Here is a 21,334-nt window from a genome sequence, read left to right as displayed (position 1 = left end):
GGATATGCACCTTGGTTGGAAAATTCTCGGGGTAAATATCCATGTAAATGCTTTAAAATTCTTATCAATGCATAAATTGAGGCTGTTTTCATGCTGTGATGGGCAGCCTCCCCCGTGTCGTCCTCACGCTACACGCTTGAGGGATTTGTCTTTTGGCTTGCCCGCCTCGCTCTGCTCTTCTTGCGGCTCCGACTTGCCGCTCCCCTGCCCCTTGGCCCCGCGCAGCACGTTTTGCAGCAGATCGCGCTGCTCGGCCAGGTAGAAGGCCAGACTCTCTTGCTGCTCCGGTTCAAGGCGAACGGGCGCGCCTGCCAGCAAATGCATCAATTCATCGGCCGTGTCCAGCAGCTTGTCATAGGCATCGGCCTCTTTCTTGCTGGTAAAGGTCATCTTCTCCACTCCCCCACGCACCACAACATATTTGATCTCAACGGCCATAGCGGCGTCCTCCTTCTGATAGTGATTACAAGTATATGTATGGATATACAGTATTGCAAATAACCCCATGCAGAAGTGTTTGATTGGCGCGCCGACGGGTGATTGCGCGCCTGTCATCACATTGATGAAAGGGTCATTTGACTTCCATGCCAAACTGGTCGGATGATTGGGCCATGACGATCACAAAGCAACTCCTGATCCTGCTGCTGGTTGAGGTGACGCTCCTTGGGGGCATCGCCCATCTGGTCATCGGCCTCTCGCTGCCGCTCTCCATTCTGTTCGTGGTGGTGGCCCTGTTGGGGCTGCGCACCCTGGTGGTGCTGCTGACCTGGGGCTTTTCCCGCTTCTACCCGGTGCCTGCCATCGGCTGGCGAGAATGGTTGCCCATGGTGGGACGGGAGATAGCCGCTTACCTGCTGACCTTCACCTGGTTGCTGCCGTTCGAACGCTGGCTGATGGCGCCAGACAGGCTGACGCCCTCCCCCCTGCCCCTGCTGCTGATCCACGGTTATGGTTGCAGTCGCGGCATCTGGCGGGTGCAACGAGCCAGACTGGAGTCTGCCGGCCATACGGTAGCGACGGTCACCCTGACCCCTCCTTTCGGCCATCTCGACGACATGGTGCCGCTCTTGGCCAAGCGCATCGACGAGGTGTTGGCCGCCACCGGTGCGTCGCAACTGGTGCTGATCGGTCACAGCATGGGTGGCCTGGTGTGCCGCGACTATCTGGCGGTGGCGGGCGGTGACAAGGTGGCCCAGCTCATCACCCTGGCCACCCCCCATCAGGGCAGCCAACTGGCGACCCTGGGGCTGGGCGACAATGCCCGCGAGATGGAGCCCGGCTCCGGCTGGCTGCAGCGCTTTGCCGCCGTGCCGCTCTGCGTGCCCGGGGTCTCGGTGCGCACCAGCCACGACAACTTCGTGCTGCCCCAGTCCCGCCAACGGCTGGATGGGATGGAGGACGTGGAGCTCGCCGCCCTCGGCCACCTCTCCCTGCTCTACTCCCGCCGCACCACGGCCCTGTTGTTGACCCTGCTCTCTCGCCCGCAGCCGCAAATGAAAAGGGCCTGATTGCGCAGGCCCTTCCCGTTTTTGCTACCTCAGTTCGTTGTCGCTCCCCCTAGAAGTGGATCCCCTTGATCAGGGTGGAGACCGCCATCTGATCCGCCGAAGCCTTGGATTCGTTGCCCTCTTTGGGGTCGGAGAAGGTGCGGAAGCTGGTGTTCATGATCACCTGGGCCACTCGCGGCGCCAGGGCATGGATCACCTGGCCGAACACCCCGAGCCGGGTAGCCAGTCGCACGTGCTTGTTGATGATGGTGTCGCACACCAGATCGGCGGCCTCTTCCGGCGTCATCATGGGCACCTGCTCATACACCTTGGTGGGTGCCACCATGGGGGTTTTCACCAGCGGCATGTTGATGATGGAGAAGTTGACTCCCTTGTCGGCAAACTCGGAGGCGGCGGTGCGCACCCAGGCATCGAGCGCCGATTTGGAGGCGACGTAGGCGGAGAAGCGCGGCGCATTGGTCAGCACCCCGATGGAGGAGATGTTGATGATGTGGCCCTTCTTCTTCTCGATCATGGTGGGCAGCAACCCCATGATCACCTTGAGGGTGCCGAAGTAGTTGAGCTGCATGGTGCGCTCCAGATCGTGGAAGCGATCGAAGGAGTCCTCGATGGCGCGGCGGATGGAGCGACCGGCATTGTTGATGAGGATGTCCACCCCGCCATGCTCGGCCACGATCTGGCGGGTGATCGCCTCCCCTTGGGCGAGATCGGCCAGGTCCCCCTGATAGACCTGCAGAGTCAATCCCTGCTCGGCAAACTCGGCCTGGGTCTCGGCAATCTTGTGCTCGTCCCGGGCGATGGTCAGTACCTTGGCCCCCGCCTCGGCCAGTTTTCTCGCCGTGGCCTTGCCGATGCCGGAGGTGGCACCGGTGATCAGCACTACCTTGCCCTCGACCCGGCCGCGCAGGGTACGATCGATGAACAGCTCGGGGTCGAGGTGGCGCTCCCAGTAATCCCACAGTCGCCAGGCATAGCTGTGCAGCGGCGGCACTTCGATGCCGGTCCCCTTCAGTACCCGCTGGGTTTCCCGGTTGTCGAAGCGGGTGGGATAGTTGATGAGCCGGAAGATGTCCTTGGGCAGCCCCAGATCGGCAATCGCCGCATCGCGAATGCGCCGCACCGGCGTCAGTGCCATCAGCATGGTCATCAGATGGCGGGGAATGAAGCTGAACAGGGCGGCATTGATGCGAATGGCCGGCTCAGGGGCATGGGCTGCGCGGGAGAAGGTACTCAGCATGTCGCCGACCCGCATGGGGTGGGAATCGGTCAGGTGGAACGCCTTGTTGTCCTCCCCTTCCAGGTGGGCGATGTGATCGATGGCATCCACCACGAAGTTGACCGGTACCAGGTTGATGCGTCCCCCTTCGACCCCGATGGCGGGCATCCAGGGCGGCAGCATGCGGCGCAGCTTCTGGATGGTCTTGAAGAAGTAATAGGGGCCGTCCACCTTGTCCATCTCGCCGGTGTTGGCATCACCGACCACGATGCCCGGTCGATAGATGCGCCAGGGCAGTGTGCTCTCCTTGCGCACGATTCCTTCGGCCTCGTGCTTGGTCTGGAAATAGGGCATGTCGAGGTGTTCGGCCTCATCGAACATGTCTTCCCGGAACAGTCCGTCGAACAGACCGGCCACTGCGATGGAGCTGCAGTGATGGAAGCAGCGGGCCTGGAGCCGCTCGGCCAGTTGCAGGGCCTGACGGGTGCCTTCGGCATTGACCTGCTGCTGAATGCCCGCCTTGGCGTTGAGATCGTAGATGGCGGCGAGATGCAGGAAGTGGTCGATCTTGCCGATGAGAGACTCCAGCTCGGCACTGCCCACTCCGAGCAGCGGGTGGGTCATGTCGCCGACCACGGGGATGGCGCGATCCGCCTCAACCCCCCAGTAAGCCAGCAGATCGGGTACCCGATCGAGATGGGCGGCACGCATCAAGAAATGCACCCGGCTATTCGGGCGCTGCAGCACTTTTTTAATCAGCCGGCGACCGATAAAGCCGCTGCCCCCCGTGATGAAATAGTCCATGGTATTTATATCCCTTACTGATTGGGCTGTTAGTTGTTGTTAGATATATCACGCTTTAACGCAAAATATTCATTCGAATATCATTCTTCGTGACCCAGACCAAAATTACCAGGGTTGCTTGTTCCGTTATTAGGTAGAACCCTCTATTTTTTCTCCATAGACTGAGGATGAAAGCCAAGTAATGCCACAACGAATATATCAAGGTTGTTGTCATTACCATCATCTATATCACGAGCAAGGAGATTGTCATGGCCAAAAAATTGAAAGCACTGGCAAGTTCGGTGACCGACAACCAACTCACCTCCACCATCAAGGAGTCCACCCAGCAGATCTGGTTGGCGGGTCTGGGTGCCTATGCCAAAGCCCAGGAAGAAGGCGGTAAAATCTTCGAAGCCCTGGTGCAGGAAGGGGAAGCCCTGCAAACCCGTACCCGCCAGAGTGCAGACGAGAAGATCGCTGCCATGACCGACAAGACGGCCGGTACTTGGGGACGTCTGGAGCAGGTATTCGAGGATCGCGTGGCCCGCGCCGTCGCCAGCCTTGGCATCCCGACCCGCAAGGACATCGACAAACTCTCCAAGCGCATGGCTGAGCTGACCGAGGTGGTACAACAGCTGATCGATGCCCAGGACCTGGATGACGTTGCCCCGGCTGACGAGGCCAAGCCTGCCGCCGCTGCAGCCAAAAAGCCGGTTGCAGCCAAAAAGCCGCCGGTCAAGAAAGCCGCCGCTCCCATCGCCAAGGTGAAGGAAGAGGTGAAAGCACTGGCAACGGAAGTGGAGAGCGTGGCCAAAGAGGTCAAGGAGAAGAGTGAAACCACGCTCTTCTGATCCACTGACCGGCTTGTTCTGATTGCGTAATGATCCACCGGCCCATGCCCTCTGCTGGGCCGGTTTTGCATGAGAAGGGAGGCAAATCATGAGCACGATTGCGGTTGCCCTCGCCGGAGGGGGACCTCTGGGGGGGATCTACGAGATCGGAGCCTGCGCCGCCCTGGCCGACAGTATCAAGGGGCTGCGTTTCGAGCAGGCCGATATCTATGTGGGGGTGAGCTCGGGGGCGGTGATCGCCTCGGCGCTGGCCAACGGCATCTCGCCGGACAAGCTGGTGCGGATCCTGTTAAGCGATGACACCGGCGAGTTCTTCGACCCCTCCACCCTGCTGCGTCCCGCCTTCGGGGAGTATTTTGACCGGCTCACCTCGCTGCCACCGCTGGTGCTGACGTGTCTGGCCGACTATCTCTCCTCACCCTGGAACAAGAGCCTGCTCGGCTCGTTGCAGGGGTTGTCCCGAGCGATCCCGACCGGCATGTTCGACAGCCGCGGGGTGGATCGGATCCTCACCCAGTTTTTCTCCCGCCCCGGTCGCAGCAACGACTTTCGTGAGCTTGCCAGCCGGCTGTTCGTCATCGCTACCGAGCTCGATACCGGCCGCGCGGTGGCCTTCGGCAGCCCGGGGCTGGACCAGGTGCCCATCTCCGCCGCGGTGCAGGCCTCGGCCGCCCTGCCCGGCCTGTTCCCGCCCTCGCTCATCGATGGCCGCTACTACGTGGACGGGGCGCTGATCAAGACGCTGCACGCCTCGGTGGCGCTGCAGGAGGGGGCCGACCTGGTGTTTTGCATCAATCCGCTGGTGCCCTTTGACGCGGGGCTGGCCAGCGAACACCCTGCCAAGCTGGTGGACCGCGGTCTGCCGGTGGTGCTGGCCCAGACGTTTCGCGCCATCATCCACTCGCGCATGCACGTGGGAATGGATCGCTACAAGCACCAGTATCCGGAGGCGGATGCCCTGCTGTTCGAACCCTCTTCGGCCGACGGCGAGATGTTCTTTACCAATGTGTTCAGTTACCGGGATCGGCGCCATCTGTGCGAGCACGCCTTCCAGCATACCCGCCAGGATCTCTGGCAGCGACGGGCCGAGCTTGGCCCCATTCTCGCCAAACATGGGCTGGAACTGGATCTGAGCGCGCTGGTCGATGAACAGCGTTCCCTGCTGACCCCGGGCACCGGCTCGGTGGCGGCGCTGGATGCCTCTTTGACCCAGCTGCAGCACTGGCTGACTCGCCGCTATGGCGGCAAGGGTCGCCGGCAATCGAAGGAGTAGCATGGACTGCAAACCCAAGCGGCGCACGCGGGATCGCATCCTGGCCACCGCCCTCGCCCAGTTCAACCTGCTGGGCGAGCCGACCGTCACCACCTCCGCCATCGCGGCCGAGCTGGAGATGAGTCAGGGCAACCTCTATTACCACTTTCACAACAAGGAGGAGATCGTCAACGCCCTGTTCGGCGAGTTCGAACAGGAGATGGCCCACCTGCTCGATACCATTACCCCGCCGTTGAACGAGGCGGAGGACATCTGGTTCTTCTTGCACCTGATGTTCGAACTCATCTGGAAGTACCGTTTTTTCTACTACGACATCAGTACCCTGATGAGCGGCAACCACAAGGTGGAGCTGCGCTTCTCGGCCCTGCTGCGACGCAAGGAGCAGACCGCCGCCGCCATCTGTCACAGCCTCTGGCGCAGCGGCCTGCTGCAAGGCGATGAGACGCAGGTGACGGCGCTGGCCGCCAACATCGCGCTGGTCGGGACCTTCTGGATCTCCTACCAGCGGGCGCTGCATCCGCGGGCCGATGCCGACATCGCGCTCGGGGTGTTTCAGGTGATGCAGCTGGTGGCCCCCCGGCTGCGCGCCGATGCCCGCGCCGATCTGGATGCCATCGCCACCCATTATCAGCCCACCACCACGGCGAGCTGACAGCATCGTGTATTTGATTGTGTTTTTAACAGGGAGAATCATATGACCACTTCACAGCCCAAATTGTCCGATTTCACCCCCTTCCCCTGGCCGGATGCGGCCTATGACTATGCCGGGGAGCGCCTTGAGCAGCATTGGGAGCGGCTGCACCAGGGGGATGCCGAGCCCTGGCCCGAAGATGAACAGGTGCAGGAAGCCTGGCGCGCCTATCACGCCGGTGATTTCGCCCGCGCCGTCAGCCTGGGGCTGGGCGCCGGCGAGGAGGGCCTCAACGTGGCGAACAAGGCGCTTGTGATCCACGCCAGCTACCTGCTGGATGACAAGTATGCCAAGCGCGAAGCATTCGAGCTGGCCGCCAGCAACGCCGAGAAGTTGCAAAAGCGCCAGCCGGGCAACGTCAACGCCTGGTACTTCCACGCCCTGGCGCTGGGTCGCTACAGCCAGGTGATCTCGGTCTCCAAGGCGCTCTCCATCGGCATTGGTGACAAGATCAAGAGCAGCCTGGAGCAGGCGCTGATCCTTGAGCCTGACCACGCGGAAGCCCATACCGCCTTCGGTGCCTGGCATGCGGAGATCATCGACAAGCTGGGCGCCATGATCGGTGGCATCACCTATGGCGCCAAGAAGGATGAGTCCGAACGTCACTTCAAGGCGGCGCTGGCCATCATCCCCCACTCCGCCATCGCCCGCATGGAGTACGCCAACGCCATGGTGATGATGCACGGCAAGAGCAAGATGGCGGCCGCCGAGGCGCTCTACGGCGAGGCCGCCGCGTGCGAGCCGCTGGATGCCATGGAGCGGCTCGACCTGGAAGCCGCCCGTGAGGAGCTGGCGGACGAGTAAGGCAGCCATTGCCGCAATGAAAGAGGCCAACCCCCGGGTTGGCCTCTTTTCTTTTTCACTTTTTTTCTTGCAGGCTTCCTTTCTTGCCGGCTCCTTCTCTTGCAGGAGTGGCGCGGTCAGCCGTGCAACAGCTGATCCAGCATGTCGGGATCGTAGAGCAGGTCCGGCTCCATCAACACCAGCAGCAGCAACTGCTCAAACTCCACGGCGAAGCGCTCGACGATGAGATCCGGGTCCGGCACCCGCTTCTTGTCGGTGATGAGGCCGAGCTGCACCTTGTTGTCATAGGAGAGAATGGAGACGCCGACCGCAATGTCGCCGGCCTGGGGCACCCAGAACAGCGGCTGACGCAGGCGGGCGCCGGCCAGATAGAGGGTCTGCTGCGGGCCCGGCACGTTGGTGATGACCGCACTGGCCTTGGCCGAGAGGATGTCGATGGCCTGCTGCTGCACCGCCTTGGGCGCCATGCCCATCACTTCCAGCAGGTTGAGCACCACCGCCGGCTGCAGGGAGGACTTGAGCGCCTGCATCCGATCCCGCACCGCATAGAGCCGTTGCAGCGGGTGCTCGATGTTGAGGGGCAGATCCAGCGCCACCAGCCCGAAGCGATTGCCCAGCGCCCCCTTGTCGTCCGGGGCGCGCATGTTGACCGGCACCAGCGCCCGGATGTCGATGTCGGTCTGGTCGCCCTGCTCCAGCAGGTAGTGACGAAACGCGCCGGCGGTGGCGGCGATCAGCAGATCGTTGACCGAGCAGCCGAGCACTCGCCCCACCGCCTTCACGTCCGGCAGCGGGATCTGTTCTGACCAGGCTACTCGCTTGGTGCTACCAGTCTCCCCCTTGAGCCGGGTATTGGCGTCATCGGAGAGGGTGGCGATGGTGTAAAGCTCGGCGGTCACGTCCCGGCTGGTCTTGAGGTAGTCCATCGCCTTGGTGGGATGGGTCAGTACCTCGACGTACTTGGACCAGAGGGTGCCGGTCAGCTTGAGGCCGGCCCGCAGCAGGCGACTGCCCTGTTGATCGTGCTCCTCGTCGCCGTCGTCGTTGGCCACCGGCTCGGGTTGCGGCCTGGGGGGCGCCACCGGGCTCTCGTCCATCATGGTCAGCATGGCCCGCACCAGGGAGAAGCCGTCCCCCATGGCGTGGTGAAAACGCACTACCAGCGCCTGGCCGCCCAGAGAGGTATCCACCAAGTGCATCTCCCACAGCGGGCGCTGGTGGTTGAGGGGGGTGGAGGCAAAATCGGCCACCAGCCGCTCCAGCTCGGCCTTGCCTGGCAGGATCACCCGCTTGAGGTGCAGGTCGAGGTCGAAGTCGGGGTCGGTGCGCCAGTAGTATTCGCCCCCTTCCAGGCAGGCCTTCTGCCCGAAGCGCGGCTGTACCCGAACTGTGTGCAGCAGGCTCTCCCGCAGTATGGCTTCATCCAGCTGACCGTCGAACATCAGCACGCCGACGATCTGCATCAAGTTGTTGGGCCGGTCCATCCGCAGCCAGGCGGTATCGACACAGGAGATGAGTTCACACACAGACATGTATTATCCCTATCGTTGCACGTTATTCGTTCAATTCTGTTTCAGACATTGGCTTAACCAGGAATGAATAAACAAATAACGCTTTATATGTTGGTGAAACTGCACGGCGATTAATTCATGATGATGTTTCATGACAAAAATGGAGGCGATTTTCATGCCTCTTAAAATAAAACAAACAAAGTGTGTTTGGCCCTTCTAATAATAAATATCAGGCCGGGTAACGATAGTGGAATCGGTTATTTCATGATTATTTCTTGCGCTGGTTCAGTATTTATTGGCCCCATCAGCGCCGGGTTGGGCAAGGCAGGCGCTGATCGACGTATTCGAGGATCTCCTGCTCCAGCACGCTACGCACCGGCAACAGCATCAGGCCGAGGCGCACCTCCAGCGACAGGGTATCGTCGGTGAGGAACAAAGAGCCGTTGACCCCGGCGCCACGAAACAGCAAGCGGGTCTCCTCCTCGTCTTCCCACTCGCAGTCGAGTTCGTACTCCTCGCTCATGTCCTGGGCGATGGCTTCGGCGGCCAGTCTGGCGCCGGCGAGGCCCAGCGGGTGTTGGCGGCTGACCTGGATGGTCGACAGGCTGCTGCCGGCAAGGGGATCGTATAGAAACATGCTAATTCTCTGAGCGATGACAACATTTATTGATATTAAACACATGAATCAAACAAGTGAAAGCCATTTGCAACATTTTTGGGACTCACTTAACAAAGCCTGTTGAGTAAAAGCTCCATCGATTCCGCCTGGGCTGCCGCCGCGTTACACTGGGTCGGCAACACGTGACGAGCGTCGGCAAGGCGCCGCCTGTCGTCATGTCTATCCGTGACAGGCCATTGGAAACAGGTCAAGAGAGCCGCAGATGACCCAACAGCAACAACCATTCGATGACCCGCAACCGGATGAAGAGAGTACTCTGGCGCGACTCTATCGCCAGCTCAACCGGGTGGCCGCGCTGCGCGAGCAGATGCGCACCCATCCGCAGGATCAGCAAGACAGGGACGCATTGCGCCAATGGCAGGCCGATCGGCTGGGACGCACTCACCGTGACCTCTTGGAGAGCAAGCGCTACGGGCCGGCCGCGCAGTTCTTCCTGACCGATCTCTACGGGCCGGGAGATTGTGCCCGCCGGGATGCGGATGTGATGCGGGTGATGCCGACCGCCGAGCGACTGTTGCCAGAATCCGGTCTCAAGGTGCTGGCGCAGGCCATTGAACTTGATGCCCTCTCCGAGGAGCTTGACTACCTGATGGTGGTGGCGCTGCGTCGCAGTGGCCGCATGGCGCGGTTGAACGCCAAGGCCTATGCCCTCGCCTATCAGGAGGTCGGTGAAGAAGTGCGCCGCCGTCATCAGTTGCAACTGGTCAACGAACTGGGGATGACCCTGGATCGGCTGGCCAGAAAGCCGCTGCTTGGGGCGACCTTGAAGCTGATATCGGGGCCGGCCCATCTGGCGGGACTGGGCGAGCTCTTTACCTTTGTCGAACGGGGTTACCGGGTGTGTCACCACATGGGGCGGGCCAACGAGTTTCTCGAGACCATCGCCAGCCGCGAGACGGCGATCATGCTGGCGCTGCTGACGGGCGACGAGACTGTGCTGGATTGATCTTGGGAGCCATCCGGGCAGACATGACAAAGCGGGCCGAGTGGCCCGCTTTTCGTTTATCGCTGTTTGCCTGTAGATAGCGGTCAGATCACCAGCAGATCCATAAAGGCGTGCACCGGGGTGGCGGCCAGTTGCTTGCCATCCTGGCAAAGGGCCAGGATCGCCTCGGCCCGTTTGGCCGGGAAGCGGGTGGCCAGGTTGTGGCGGAACTTCTCTACCAGCAGCGGGATCCCCTCTTCGTGGCGGCGACGATGACCGACCGGGTACTCCACCTCCACCTTGGCGGTGTGGGTGCCGTCCTTGAAGAAGACCTGGATGGCGTTGGCAATCGAGCGCTTGTCCGCTTCCAGATACTCGCGGCTGTAGCGCTTGTCCTCCTGCACCACCATCTTGGCTCGCAGCCCATCAATGCGGGGATCGATGGCCACGGCGTCCTCGTAATCCTCGGCGATGAGGCGCCCGAAGATGAGCGGTACCGCCACCATGTACTGCAGGCAGTGATCCCGGTCGGCCGGGTTGTTGAGGGCGCCGACCTTGCTGATGATGCGAATGGCCGACTCATGGGTGGTGAGCTCGATGCGGTCAATCTCGTCGAGGCGTCCCTTCACCTGCTCATGCAGCTTCATGGCGCACTCCACCGCCGTCTGAGCGTGGAACTCGGCGGGATAGGAGATCTTGAACAGCACGTTCTCCATCACATAGCTGGCGTACCCCTGGTGCAGGGCGAACTGGTTACCCTTGAACAGCACGTCGTAGAAGCCCCACTTGGGGGCAGTCAGAGCGCCGGGATACCCCATCTCGCCGCTCATGGTGATAAGGGCCAGGCGCACCGCCCGGGAGGTGGCATCCCCCGCCGCCCAGCTCTTGCGCGACCCCGCATTGGGCGCATGACGGTAGGTACGCAGGCTCTGGCCATCGACCCAGGCCTGGGAGACCGCATCGATCACCTGATCGCGGCTGCCGCCCAGCATGTGGGTCACCACGGCGGTACTGGCAACCTTCACCAGCACCACGTGATCGAGACCGACCCGATTGAAGGAGTTCTCGAGCGCCAGTACTCCCTGAATCTCATGGGCCTTCACCATGGCCGTCAGCACATCGCTCATGGTGAGCGGCGCCTTGCCTTCGGCCACCCGGGTACGGGAGAGCCAGTCGGCGGTGGCGAGGATGCCACCCAGGTTGTCGGAGGGGTGCCCCCACTCGGCGGCCAGCCAGGTGTCGTTGTAATCGAGCCAGCGGATGATGGCGCCGATATCCCAGGCCGCCTTGACCGGGTCGAGGCAGAGCTGGGTGCCGGGTACCCGGGCGCCGAAGGGCACGATGGTGCCCGGTACGATGGGACCAAGGTGCTTGGTGCACTCGGGAAAACGCAGGGCCAAGAGGCCACAGCCCAGGGTATCCATCAGGCAGTAACGGGCGGTATCGAGGGCGGCCTGGCTGGTAATGGGGTGATTGCAGACGTAATCGGCAATATCGACCAGCACCTGATCGGGGTCTGGTCTGTGGTTGACGTCGACGTTGGCGGACATCGTGACTTCCTTATCGTTGTTGTGAATGAAACGGGGTGATGAAACGGCGCCCTGCCCGCCCGCCTGCGCACATCGACCCCGCTGTTGCCGGTGTCGGGTGACGCAATGGGGTGACAGGACCGCCCATGGTTATCGCTGCTGCAGCGAGACGAAATGCCGGGGCGCCGGGCCGACGTAATCGGCGCTCGGACGGATGATCCGGTTGTGTTCGCGCTGCTCCATCACGTGGGCGCACCAGCCGGTGACCCGCGAGCAGACGAAGATGGGGGTGAACAGCTTGGTCGGGATCCCCATGTAGTGATAGGCGCTGGCGTGGAAGAAGTCGGCGTTGGGGAAGAGTTCTTTCTCCTCCCACATCACCTTCTCCGCCTCGCAGGAGACGCGGTATAGCCTGTCATCGCCCACCGCCTCGGCCAGCTTGGCCGACCACCCCTTGATGATGACGTTGCGGGGATCCGAGGTGCGATAGACTGCGTGGCCAAAGCCCATGATCTTCTCCTTGGCCGCCAGCTTTGCCAGCAGCTCGCGCCGCGCCTGGGCCTCATCCTGCCAGGGTTCGATCATCGCCATGGCGGCCTCGTTGGCCCCGCCATGGAGCGGGCCGCGCAGGGTACCGATGGCCGCGGTGACACAGGAGAACATGTCAGATAGCGTCGAGGCGCAGACCCGCGCCGCGAAGGTGGAGGCGTTGAACTCATGCTCGGCGTAGAGAATGAGGGAGACGTGCATCACCCGACGCTCCAGCTCGCTCGGCGCCTTCTGGTGCAGCAGCGCCAGGAAGTGGCCGCCGATGCACTCTTCGTCGGTGTCGAGGGGGATGCGTACTCCGTCGTGGCTGAACTTGTACCAGTAGAGGAGAATACCCGGGAAGGCGGCCAGCAGCCGATCCGCCACCTCGTGCTCGTGTTCGAAGCCATCTTCCGGCTCCAGATCGCCGAGCATGGAGCAGCCGGTGCGCAGCACATCCATGGGATGGGCGTCGGCGGGAATGCGCTCGAGCACCTCCAGCAGGGCGGCAGGCAGGGTGCGCAGACTGCGCAGCGTCCGCTTGTAATCTTCGAGTTGCTGCTCGTCCGGCAGCTCGCCCTTGAGCAGCAGGTAGGCGACCTCTTCGAACTGGGCGCCATCGGCCAGCTCCTGGATGTCATAGCCGCGATAGGTGAGCCCGGTGCCGCTCTTGCCCACGGTGCAGATGCTGGTCTCCCCTGCGCTCTGGCCACGCAGGCCGGCGCCACCCAACGGTTTTTGCTGTCCCATTTTTCCTCCTAGTCCCTGGATGTAAACAGACGGTCCAGCGTCTGCTCGTAGTGGTGATAACCGAGGAAGTCGTAGAGCGACTCCCGGGTCTGCATGGTGTCGACGACGGCCCGCTGATGGCCATCCTGGCGAAGGTGCTGATAGACGTTGAGGGCCGCCTGATTGGCCGCCCGGCTGGCACTCAAGGGATAGAGCACCATGTCGACGCCATGGGCGGCGAGCGCCTCCTTGTCGAACAGCTCGGTTTTGCCGAATTCGGTCATGTTGGCGAGAATGGGCACCCCGGCCGCCTGCTTGAACAGATCATACTGACCGAGCTCGGTCACCGCCTCGGCGAAGATCATGTCGGCCCCGGCGGCCACGTAGGCGGCGGCGCGCTCCAGCGCCGGGCCAATCCCCTCCACCGCCAGCGCGTCAGTGCGGGCCATGATGACGAACTCGCCATTCTCGCGGGCATCCACCGCCGCCTTGATGCGATCGCACATCTCCTCCAGCGAAACCACCGCCTTGTTGGGCCGGTGGCCACAGCGCTTCTGGGCCACCTGATCTTCCATGTGCACGGCGGCCACCCCGGCTCGCTCGAAGGCGCGCACGGTGCGGGCGATGTTGAATGCCCCGCCCCAGCCGGTGTCGATGTCGACCAGCAACGGCACACGGGTGGCTGCTGTGATGCGCTCGGCGTCGATCAGTACGTCATTGAGGGAGGTCATGCCGAGATCCGGCAGGCCATAGGAGGCGTTGGCAACGCCGGCGCCTGACAGATAAATGGCCTGAAAGCCGCTGCGCTCCGCCATCAGCGCCATGTAGGCATTGATGGTGCCGACGATCTGCAGGGGGCGTTCGTTGGCGAGGGCGGTGCGAAAATGCAGGCCTGCCGAGGGGGTAAGGCTGGACATCATGACTCCTTTCACTTGTCTGGTCAGACTATCTAATATCACGTTTACGTTAACGTCAATCATACTTTCGTGGCATGCCCCCGCCAGGCAAGACAGGACGCGGGTTTTAGGGTAAATTTCACCAATTCCTTCAACAGGTTGAATCGTAATGTCGGATCTCAATCCCGTGATCGTCTGCCCGGCTTGCGACTTGCTGATCGAACGCAAGTTATTGCCGCTGAGGCGCCATGCCCACTGCCCCCGCTGTCACCAGCATCTGTACGGGCGCTATGCATTTCGCCCCTCCCAATTGATGGCGCTGACCATCACCGGCTTCCTGTTGCTCCCATCCGCCTTCTTCGAACCGCTGATCTACCTGCGCCTGGCCGGCGTCAACTCGGACGCCAACCTGCTCAAGGGCATCATGGTGCTGCTGCTCGAGCACGAGATCTGGGTGGCGGGGCTGGTGTTCTGGTGCGCCGTGCTGGCGCCGGTGGGCTTGCTGCTCGGGATCTTTGCGCTGGCCTCGGGCCTTGCCAAACGCTGGCACATACTGGCGCCAACCCTGAAGGCGGTGGAGGTGTTTCGTCACTGGGCCATGCTGGAGGTCTACATCGTCAGCCTGCTGGTCGCCCTGTTCAAGCTGATCGACATTGCCGACGTGCGTCTCGGCGGCGGTCTGTTGAGCCTGGGGATCCTGATGCTGCTCAACCTGACCCTGCTGATCCTGTTTGACCCGGCCCCCTACTGGGAGCGAGTACCGCTGGAGGAGCCGGACCATGTCCCAGACCAGCGCCCGTGAACTGGGGCTTTGCCGCTGCCACACCTGCGGCCTGCTGGTGCGCTATCAGGCGGGCAGCGTCTGCCCTCGTTGTCACAGCCGGCTGCAGGTGCGCATTCCCCACTCCCTGGCCTGGTCCTGGGGGTTGCTGGCGCTGGCCAGCTTCATGCTGTTGCCCGCCAACCTGCTGCCTATCACCCATTTCTACAACAAGGGATTGTTGCAGTCCGACACCATCTTCAGCGGTATCATGATGCTCTATCGCAGCAAGATGTCTGGCATCGCCACCATCGTCCTCACCGCCAGCATCATAGTGCCGGTGGGCAAGATCCTGGGGCTGGGCTGGATCTGCTGGCAGCTGCAGCGAACCAAGCCGGTGCGGCGCAAACGCCAGCTCATCATGTATCGCATCATCGATTTCATCGGCCGCTGGTCCATGCTGGACTTGTTCGTCATCTCGCTGATGGTGGCCCTGGTGGATCGCGGCGTGCTGCTCAACGTGCGGGCCGGCCCCGGCGCCACCGCCTTTGCCGGCGTGGTGGTGCTGACCATGATGTCGGCCCGCATGCTGGATACGCGCCTGCTGTGGGACAAGGCGGCCCGCTAGGGTCGGCCATCACATATGCCTGAAACTGTTTGTCTTTATCTGAACTGCTGTTTATCTCAGCCAATTAAGGAGTCGGTATGATCGGGGCTGAACCCGTCATTGAGAAGCGTCGCTGGTTGTCACCCGTCTGGTTGCTGCCCTTTATCGCCCTGTTGCTGGCGGGGGGCTTCATCTACCAGCAGTTTGCCAGCAGTGGCCAGCTGATCCGCATCAACTTCGCCCAGGGCAACGGTATCCTGCCGGGCAAGACTCAGGTGCGCTATCAGGGTGTCGCCATCGGGGTGGTGCAGGAGCTGGAGCTGGCCGAGGATGGCCGCAAGATAGCCGTGCTGGCCAAGATTGACAGCCGGGCCCGCCCGCTCATCCGCAAAGGCTCGGATTTCTGGCTGGTGAGCCCCAAGGCGTCGCTCACCGAGATCTCCGGCCTCGATACCCTGGTCTCCGGCAACTACATCAACCTGCAGCCCGGGCGTGACAACAACCCGCTGCAGGAGGAGTTCGATGCGCTGGACGGCCCTCCCCCCGGTTATCAGGCCCAGGGGCGGATGCTGCACCTGACTGCCGATTCGCTTGGCTCGGTCGGCATCGGCGCCAAACTCTATTTTCGCGGCATCGAGGTGGGCAGCGTCATCAATACCCGCCTTGGCGAAGAGAACCAGAACGTGATCCTGGATCTGGTGATCGAGCCGCGTTTTGAGCACCTCATCAAGGCCGACACTCGCTTCTGGAACATCAGCGGCATCAAGGGCTCCTTCAGCCTGGCCGGGGTCAATGTGGAGGCCGGCAGCCTCACCTCCATCCTGAGCGGCGGCATCGCTTTCGACTCTCCCAAGGACTCTCCGGAGCCGGAGAAAGGCCAGGTCTTTACCCTCTACAAAGGCTTGGCCGAGGCGGCCCGCGGCGAGCGAATTGACATCCAGGCGGGGGACCTACCCATCAAGGAGGGGATGCCCATCCTGTTCGAAGGCATCGAGATCGGCCGCATCGACCCCATTCGCCTGACCGACAAGGGCCGGGTGGTGACCGCGCTGATCAACCCGGAGCAGGCGTTTCGGATCACCGGCAACAGCCGTCTGGTGTGGGAGAGCGTCTCCCTCGGCGCCGGTGGTATCAAGCATGCGGATCGCCTGCTGGCGGGCCCGGCCATTCGTCTCGACTATGTGGCGGGCGAGCGGGTGAAGGCCATGACCCTGAGCAGCAAAGAACAACCGGGTGGCATCAAGCTGGTGCTACAGGCCGACGATCTCGCCGGCCTCAACGAGGGGGCGCCGCTCTGGTACAAGGGCTTGCAGGTGGGCCAGATCAGTCAGCTCATCCTGGATGGCGGCGGCAACGCCAGCGTGGCCCTAGTCGTGCAGAGCCAGTATCAGCATCTGCTCAACCGGGCCCGTTTCTATCGGGCGGCGCCGCTGCAGATCGATGCCGATCTGAGCGGCATCAAGGTGGAAACCAGTCCGGCCAGCGCCTGGATCGGTGGTGGCATCAAGCTGGTGCAAGCGCCGGCCGGCGAGCGGGTCAACCGACTCTATCCCAGCCAGGAGCTGGCCCTGCTCGGTACCCGGGATGCCAAGCCCCGTCGCTGGATGTTGAAGGCGGAGCAGGCTGATGGCATCGGCATCGGTTCCCCCGTGCTCTATCTGGGGCTTGAAGCAGGCAAGGTCAATGCGCTGCGCGCCGCCAAGGAGGGGGTGGAGATCGAACTCGAGATCGCCGGTGTCTATGCCCCCCTGTTGGAGCAGCAGCCGCAATTCTGGAAAAAGCCGGCGCTGGACACCCGGGTGCGGGTGGATGGCGTGCAGGTCAAGGTGGGGAACCTCGCCACCCTGCTGCGCGGCGCCATCGAATTCGATCGGCTCGGCACGGGTCGCAGCAGTCACCAGCTGTTTGACAACAAGGAGCAGGCCAAGGCCAAGGTACGGACCCTCTCCCTGGTGGCCGACACCAACCCGGGACTCGGGGTCGGCAGCCCGATCCGCTACCGCGGGGTCGACATCGGCAAGATTGAACAGATTGAACTGGAGCCTACCTTGGGTCAGGTGATCTTCAAGGCCGAGCTGGATGGCCAGTATGCCGCGCGCTTCCTGCAGTCTGGCGCTCGCTTCACTCTGGTGCAGGCCAAGCTGGGGCTGGGCGGCGTGGCCCACCTCGATACCCTGATCAAGGGCGCCTTTGTGGAGGCGCAGCCCGGTCAGGGCGCTGGCAAGGATCGCTTCCCCCTCAGCCAAAGCGGCCCAGCCGGCCTGGCGCTCACCCTCAAGAGCGCGTCGGTCAACGGCTTGAGCGTCGGCAGCCCATTACTGTTTCGCAAGATGGTGGTGGGCAGCGTGACCAAGGTGGCGTTGGCCCGCGATGGCAGCGAGGTGCTGATCGACGTCAACGTGGAGCAGGAGTACGCCCATCTGGTGCGGGCCAACTCCCGCTTCTGGAACGTCTCCGGGGTCAAGGCAGATATCGGCCTGACCGGTGGCACCATCGAGGTAGAGACGGTGCAGAGCCTGCTCGCCGGCGGCATCGCCTTCAACACTCCGGAGAAAGAGATGGGGCCGACCGTCAAGGCCGGCCACAGTTACCCGCTGCATGCCAAGGCGGAAAAAGAGTGGCAGGAGTGGAACCCCCGCATCCAGCCCTGATCGCTCCCCTCACCCACGCTCACTCAAGCCCGGCACAGTGCCGGGCTTGTTTTTGCCCGCCGCGCTTTCAGAATATTCCTACCCTTGTGATAAGATACCGCCCCTCTTTTTCGGTCAACGAGACTGCACCGTGCACGACAACACCTATCTTCCCGATCACTTCTTGCGCCATATCGCGGCCATCATGCCGGCGCACCTCTCCATGGATGAGTTCGTGGCCAGTTGTCGACGACCGCTGCGGCGCAGCATCCGGGTCAATACCCTGAAGATATCGGTGGCGGCGTTTGTGGCGCGGATGCAACCGCTCGGTTGGCAGCTCGATCCCGTGCCCTGGTGCGACACCGGCTTCTGGCTGAGCCGTGAAGACGAGAGCGTGCCCCTTGGCAACACCGCCGAGCATTTGAGCGGCCTCTTCTACATTCAGGAGGCGAGCTCCATGCTGCCGGTCACCGCCCTGTTTGCCTGCGAGCAGACCCGGCGCGACGGCATGCTGCTGGACGCGGCGGCGGCCCCCGGCTCCAAGACCACCCAGATTGCGGCCCTGATGAACAACCAGGGCATGCTGGTTGCCAACGAATATTCCAGCAGCAGGCTCAAGGTGCTCAGCGCCAATCTGCAGCGCTGCGGCGTGACCAACGTGGGCATGACCCACTTCGATGCCAAGGTCTTCGGCCAGTGGTTGCCGGAGACCTTCGATGCCATCCTGCTCGACGCCCCCTGCTCCGGCGAGGGCACGGTGCGCAAGGACGAAGACGCCTTGCGCAACTGGAGCCTCGAGAGCATCGACGAGATTGCCGCGGTGCAACAAGGCTTGCTGGAGAGTGCCTTTCATGCCCTCAAACCGGGTGGCGTACTGGTCTACTCCACCTGTACCTTGAGCCTGCAGGAGAACCAGGCCGTCTGTCAGTCACTGCTGGACAAGTTCGGCGATGCGTTCAGCTTTGACTCGCTGGCCGATCTCTTCCCCACTGCAGAACAGGCCTGCACACCGGAAGGATACCTGCACGTTTGGCCCCAAATCTTCGACAGTGAAGGCTTTTTCGTTGCCAGATTGCGCAAGCACCACTCCGTACCCAACACCATGTTCAAACCGGGCAAGCTCGGCAAATTCCCCTTCTTGCCGCTGCCGGCCAAAGAGTCCGAGCCCATGCTGCGGGAGATTGAAGCCGCCTTCGGGATCGTGCCGCAGGGCAATCTGTTTGGCCGCAGCGAGGAGATCTGGCTCTTCCCCCAGCTGTTCGAACAGGTGCAGGGCAAGCTGCGCTTCGATCGTATCGGGCTGAAACTGGCGGAGACCTTCAAGAAGGGTTATCGGCTGACCCATGAGTGGGCGCTGGCATATGGCGACGGCGCGAGCAAGGGATTCGTCGAGCTCGGCATTGCTGATGCACGGGAGTTCATGATGGGGCGGGATGTGTGGCCGGAGCAAGCCGCCGGCACTGGCGAGGTGATCGTTCGTTATCAGGGCCATACCCTGGGCATGGGGAAATGGGTGGGCAGCCGGGTCAAGAATGCCCTGCCCCGCGAGCTGGTGCGCGACAACAACCTGTTCGTGTAACGAGTGTCATCGGAGCAGGAAAACCCACACTCCGGTTGAACTTTTACGTGGATCTTGAAAAGCCTTGAGCCTTGTCTAAGCTTAAGGCTATCCGAACACCAGTTAGCGCACGGCTCTGCAAGGAGCCAATTCCCCTATGCCAGGTACAAGGAATTCGTACCTGGCTTTTTTTATGCTCGCCGTTCGCATGTCGCAATGAAGCATCATGCCGCCGGTACGTTTACTCGAGCACCTCTGCCGGCTCTGGCACTTCGACATGTGGCGCGGCTTGTTCCTGTTGCAGCTCATGTTGATAGAGCAGATCGATGGCCTGCTCGATGAGAGAGGCCTGGCTGTCTTCGAGTTGCAACCCCAGCATGGCCAACCGTTCGGCGTGGCGATTGCTGATCCAGCATTGCAATCGGCTGTGAGTTTCCTGTTTGCGTTTCACGTGCTGGCGCTGCCGCTCGGCGTTGTCTTGCGCACTGCTCACTTTCATTTCCTGGCTCATATCACCTTGCAACTTTGATTTTTATCGCCTGTTATCTCTCATCGATTCTTCACCATTCGCTGACGAACGTGAGGAGCCTGACTCTCCCCCTCTTGATGGGGTAAGTTCAGTGCGCTGCAAATATATCATTGGATCAACAAGATATCATTTAACATAAAAATATGAGTGACGCAGTTATATTACAGCAAACCATCCAGAGCGTGATCCGAGAACTTGTGGGCATCGTCGAAATACTCCTGCAAGGTGCGGATGTCCTTGTGGCGGGTGACCTCGATGATCTTGTTCATCGGTTTGCCGGCAGTGACCGCCGAGGTGATGAAGCCGCGCCGCAGACTGTGGCCACTGACCTGGAGATCGTCGATGGCCTGACCGGTACGCCGCTTGATCATCAGGTTGATACCCTGCGGACCGAGCGGTTCCTGCATGATCTGACCCCAGCGATTCATGCGGCGAAACAGGGCGCCCTCGCTGATCCTGCTCTGTTTGAGCCAGCGCGCCAGTGCCGACACCGGACAATACTGTTTGCCGGGCACCAGGGCGATCTCCGTTTCATGCAGCTGATGCTTGCTGGGCTTGAGCCGAAGACGGATCCCCTGCCCCACAAAGTCGAGATCATCCACCTCAATCCTTGCCGCCTCAGAGCGTCGCAAGGCGCCGCTGAACATCAGCAGCAACAGGGTGTAATCCCGCAGCCCCGCCAGATTGCCGGTGTCGATTTCGTCGAGTACACAGGCCAGTGGTTTCAGGGTCAGTGCCCCCGTTTTGCGTTTGCGGTTGTCACCGAGCCGAACTATGCCCCGCATCATCTCCTTTATCTCCGCGTGCTCGGTCGGCATGGGGTGGATCCCCTTCTGCTTGAAAGCATAACGAATGCCGGCGAGTCGTCTTACCAGGGTGGCCGGCTTGCGGGGTTCACCGTTGCGCAGTTCTCCCTTCCCCTCTTCTTTGTCCAGCCAGACCCAGTCGGCCAGGATGCCATCGGCCTGATCTGCCAGGAAGTTCATGATGTCATGATGGGTGGTCTGCAACGGATCGAGCCCATGCAGCTGACACCAGAACACGAAGATGCGGGTATCGGCCTGATAGGCATTGAGGGTGGAATCGGCTTTGGCGCTGCGCAAGAAGCGTCTGGCCCGGCTGTTCAATTGAGGATCGAAGACACTCTGCAAAGCTTGTTGAGTTTGAGCCTGGATGTATGGGTAGTTCACTTAACTCTATGATTTAATGCGGAGTTTCGTTGGATCTTACAGGATCTTGTAGATCTATCAAGTATCGATAATGAATATTATCGATACTTATGAAGTGTGCTTTCAACACATTTATCCTCCTCATTTATTCCTCAAGC

General features: G+C 61.6%; 19 protein-coding genes. 10 read left to right on the top strand and 9 right to left on the bottom strand.

Annotation, left to right across the window (positions count from 1 at the left end):
• Nucleotides 1-123 precede the first annotated feature (123 nt).
• Nucleotides 124-438, bottom strand: coding sequence for a YebG family protein (locus PG900_RS03080; protein WP_077097764.1), 315 nt, complete (start codon nt 436-438; stop codon nt 124-126).
• A 173-nt stretch (nt 439-611) separates the two neighbouring features.
• Here PG900_RS03080 and PG900_RS03075 point away from each other — a divergent pair, with 173 nt between their 5' ends.
• A complete protein-coding gene (locus PG900_RS03075; protein WP_162901939.1) occupies nt 612-1,508 on the top strand; it encodes an esterase/lipase family protein in 897 nt (298 codons plus the stop codon).
• A 49-nt stretch (nt 1,509-1,557) separates the two neighbouring features.
• On the opposite strand, the gene PG900_RS03070 is transcribed toward PG900_RS03075, so the two are convergent.
• Nucleotides 1,558-3,528, bottom strand: a complete 1,971-nt coding sequence (locus PG900_RS03070) for an SDR family oxidoreductase (RefSeq protein WP_270830897.1) — start codon at nt 3,526-3,528, stop codon at nt 1,558-1,560.
• Between the two features lie 248 nt (nt 3,529-3,776).
• Here PG900_RS03070 and PG900_RS03065 point away from each other — a divergent pair, with 248 nt between their 5' ends.
• From PG900_RS03065 to PG900_RS03050, 4 genes are all read left to right on the top strand, one after another.
• Entirely contained in the window at nt 3,777-4,358 is a 582-nt protein-coding gene (locus PG900_RS03065; RefSeq protein ID WP_024945221.1) for a phasin family protein, read from the top strand.
• Between the two features lie 88 nt (nt 4,359-4,446).
• Nucleotides 4,447-5,631, top strand: coding sequence for a patatin-like phospholipase family protein (locus tag PG900_RS03060; RefSeq protein ID WP_270799853.1), 1,185 nt, complete (start codon nt 4,447-4,449; stop codon nt 5,629-5,631).
• A gap of 1 nt (nt 5,632) precedes the next feature.
• Nucleotides 5,633-6,283: a TetR/AcrR family transcriptional regulator gene (locus PG900_RS03055; protein WP_270799855.1), complete on the top strand. Its 651-nt coding sequence runs from the start codon at nt 5,633-5,635 to the stop codon at nt 6,281-6,283.
• A 42-nt stretch (nt 6,284-6,325) separates the two neighbouring features.
• Nucleotides 6,326-7,126: a hypothetical protein gene (locus PG900_RS03050; RefSeq protein ID WP_270799857.1), complete on the top strand. Its 801-nt coding sequence runs from the start codon at nt 6,326-6,328 to the stop codon at nt 7,124-7,126.
• Between the two features lie 116 nt (nt 7,127-7,242).
• Here the strand turns inward: PG900_RS03050 and PG900_RS03045 are convergent, their stop codons facing one another.
• Nucleotides 7,243-8,658: a wax ester/triacylglycerol synthase family O-acyltransferase gene (locus PG900_RS03045; protein WP_270830896.1), complete on the bottom strand. Its 1,416-nt coding sequence runs from the start codon at nt 8,656-8,658 to the stop codon at nt 7,243-7,245.
• Between the two features lie 283 nt (nt 8,659-8,941).
• Nucleotides 8,942-9,319, bottom strand: coding sequence for a polyhydroxyalkanoic acid system family protein (locus PG900_RS03040; protein ID WP_270799860.1), 378 nt, complete (start codon nt 9,317-9,319; stop codon nt 8,942-8,944).
• A gap of 199 nt (nt 9,320-9,518) precedes the next feature.
• Between PG900_RS03040 and PG900_RS03035 the strand changes: the two genes are divergently transcribed.
• Nucleotides 9,519-10,262, top strand: a complete 744-nt coding sequence (locus tag PG900_RS03035) for an FFLEELY motif protein (RefSeq protein ID WP_270799861.1) — start codon at nt 9,519-9,521, stop codon at nt 10,260-10,262.
• Nucleotides 10,263-10,345: 83 nt separating this feature from the next.
• On the opposite strand, the gene PG900_RS03030 is transcribed toward PG900_RS03035, so the two are convergent.
• The 3 genes from PG900_RS03030 to prpB form a co-directional block, all read right to left on the bottom strand.
• Nucleotides 10,346-11,791 carry a bifunctional 2-methylcitrate dehydratase/aconitate hydratase gene (locus tag PG900_RS03030; RefSeq protein WP_270830895.1) on the bottom strand — a complete coding sequence of 482 codons (1,446 nt, stop codon included), beginning with the start codon at nt 11,789-11,791 and terminating at the stop codon, nt 10,346-10,348.
• 129 nt (nt 11,792-11,920) lie between these two features.
• Nucleotides 11,921-13,048 carry a bifunctional 2-methylcitrate synthase/citrate synthase gene (gene prpC / locus PG900_RS03025; RefSeq protein WP_025201733.1) on the bottom strand — a complete coding sequence of 376 codons (1,128 nt, stop codon included), beginning with the start codon at nt 13,046-13,048 and terminating at the stop codon, nt 11,921-11,923.
• An 8-nt stretch (nt 13,049-13,056) separates the two neighbouring features.
• A complete protein-coding gene (gene prpB, locus PG900_RS03020; protein WP_041218032.1) occupies nt 13,057-13,944 on the bottom strand; it encodes a methylisocitrate lyase in 888 nt (295 codons plus the stop codon).
• Between the two features lie 148 nt (nt 13,945-14,092).
• Between prpB and PG900_RS03015 the strand changes: the two genes are divergently transcribed.
• The 4 genes from PG900_RS03015 (at nt 14,093) to rsmF (ending at nt 19,499) form a co-directional block, all read left to right on the top strand.
• The gene (locus PG900_RS03015) at nt 14,093-14,725 is read left to right on the top strand and encodes a paraquat-inducible protein A (RefSeq protein WP_016350706.1); all 633 of its coding nucleotides are present in this window, start codon (nt 14,093-14,095) and stop codon (nt 14,723-14,725) included.
• Nucleotides 14,703-15,311, top strand: a complete 609-nt coding sequence (locus PG900_RS03010) for a paraquat-inducible protein A (RefSeq protein ID WP_016350707.1) — start codon at nt 14,703-14,705, stop codon at nt 15,309-15,311. Before PG900_RS03015 ends, PG900_RS03010 begins: the two co-directional genes overlap by 23 nt.
• Before the next feature lie 77 nt (nt 15,312-15,388).
• Nucleotides 15,389-17,941: an MlaD family protein gene (locus PG900_RS03005; protein WP_270830894.1), complete on the top strand. Its 2,553-nt coding sequence runs from the start codon at nt 15,389-15,391 to the stop codon at nt 17,939-17,941.
• A gap of 130 nt (nt 17,942-18,071) precedes the next feature.
• Nucleotides 18,072-19,499 (top strand): 16S rRNA (cytosine(1407)-C(5))-methyltransferase RsmF, encoded by a 1,428-nt coding sequence (rsmF, locus tag PG900_RS03000; protein ID WP_270830893.1) that lies wholly within the window; start codon nt 18,072-18,074, stop codon nt 19,497-19,499.
• A gap of 220 nt (nt 19,500-19,719) precedes the next feature.
• Here rsmF and PG900_RS02995 read toward each other — a convergent pair whose 3' ends face one another.
• The gene (locus tag PG900_RS02995) at nt 19,720-19,989 is read right to left on the bottom strand and encodes a RepB family protein (protein WP_062726108.1); all 270 of its coding nucleotides are present in this window, start codon (nt 19,987-19,989) and stop codon (nt 19,720-19,722) included.
• 179 nt (nt 19,990-20,168) lie between these two features.
• Nucleotides 20,169-21,110, bottom strand: a complete 942-nt coding sequence (locus PG900_RS02990) for a site-specific integrase (protein ID WP_411608499.1) — start codon at nt 21,108-21,110, stop codon at nt 20,169-20,171.
• Between the last annotated feature and the right edge of the window lie 224 nt (nt 21,111-21,334).

The sequence above is a fragment of the Aeromonas sp. QDB03 genome, from assembly GCF_027707985.1.
In the GTDB taxonomy this organism is placed as follows: domain Bacteria; phylum Pseudomonadota; class Gammaproteobacteria; order Enterobacterales; family Aeromonadaceae; genus Aeromonas; species Aeromonas hydrophila.
This window is presented reverse-complemented; position numbering and strand designations above follow the sequence as displayed.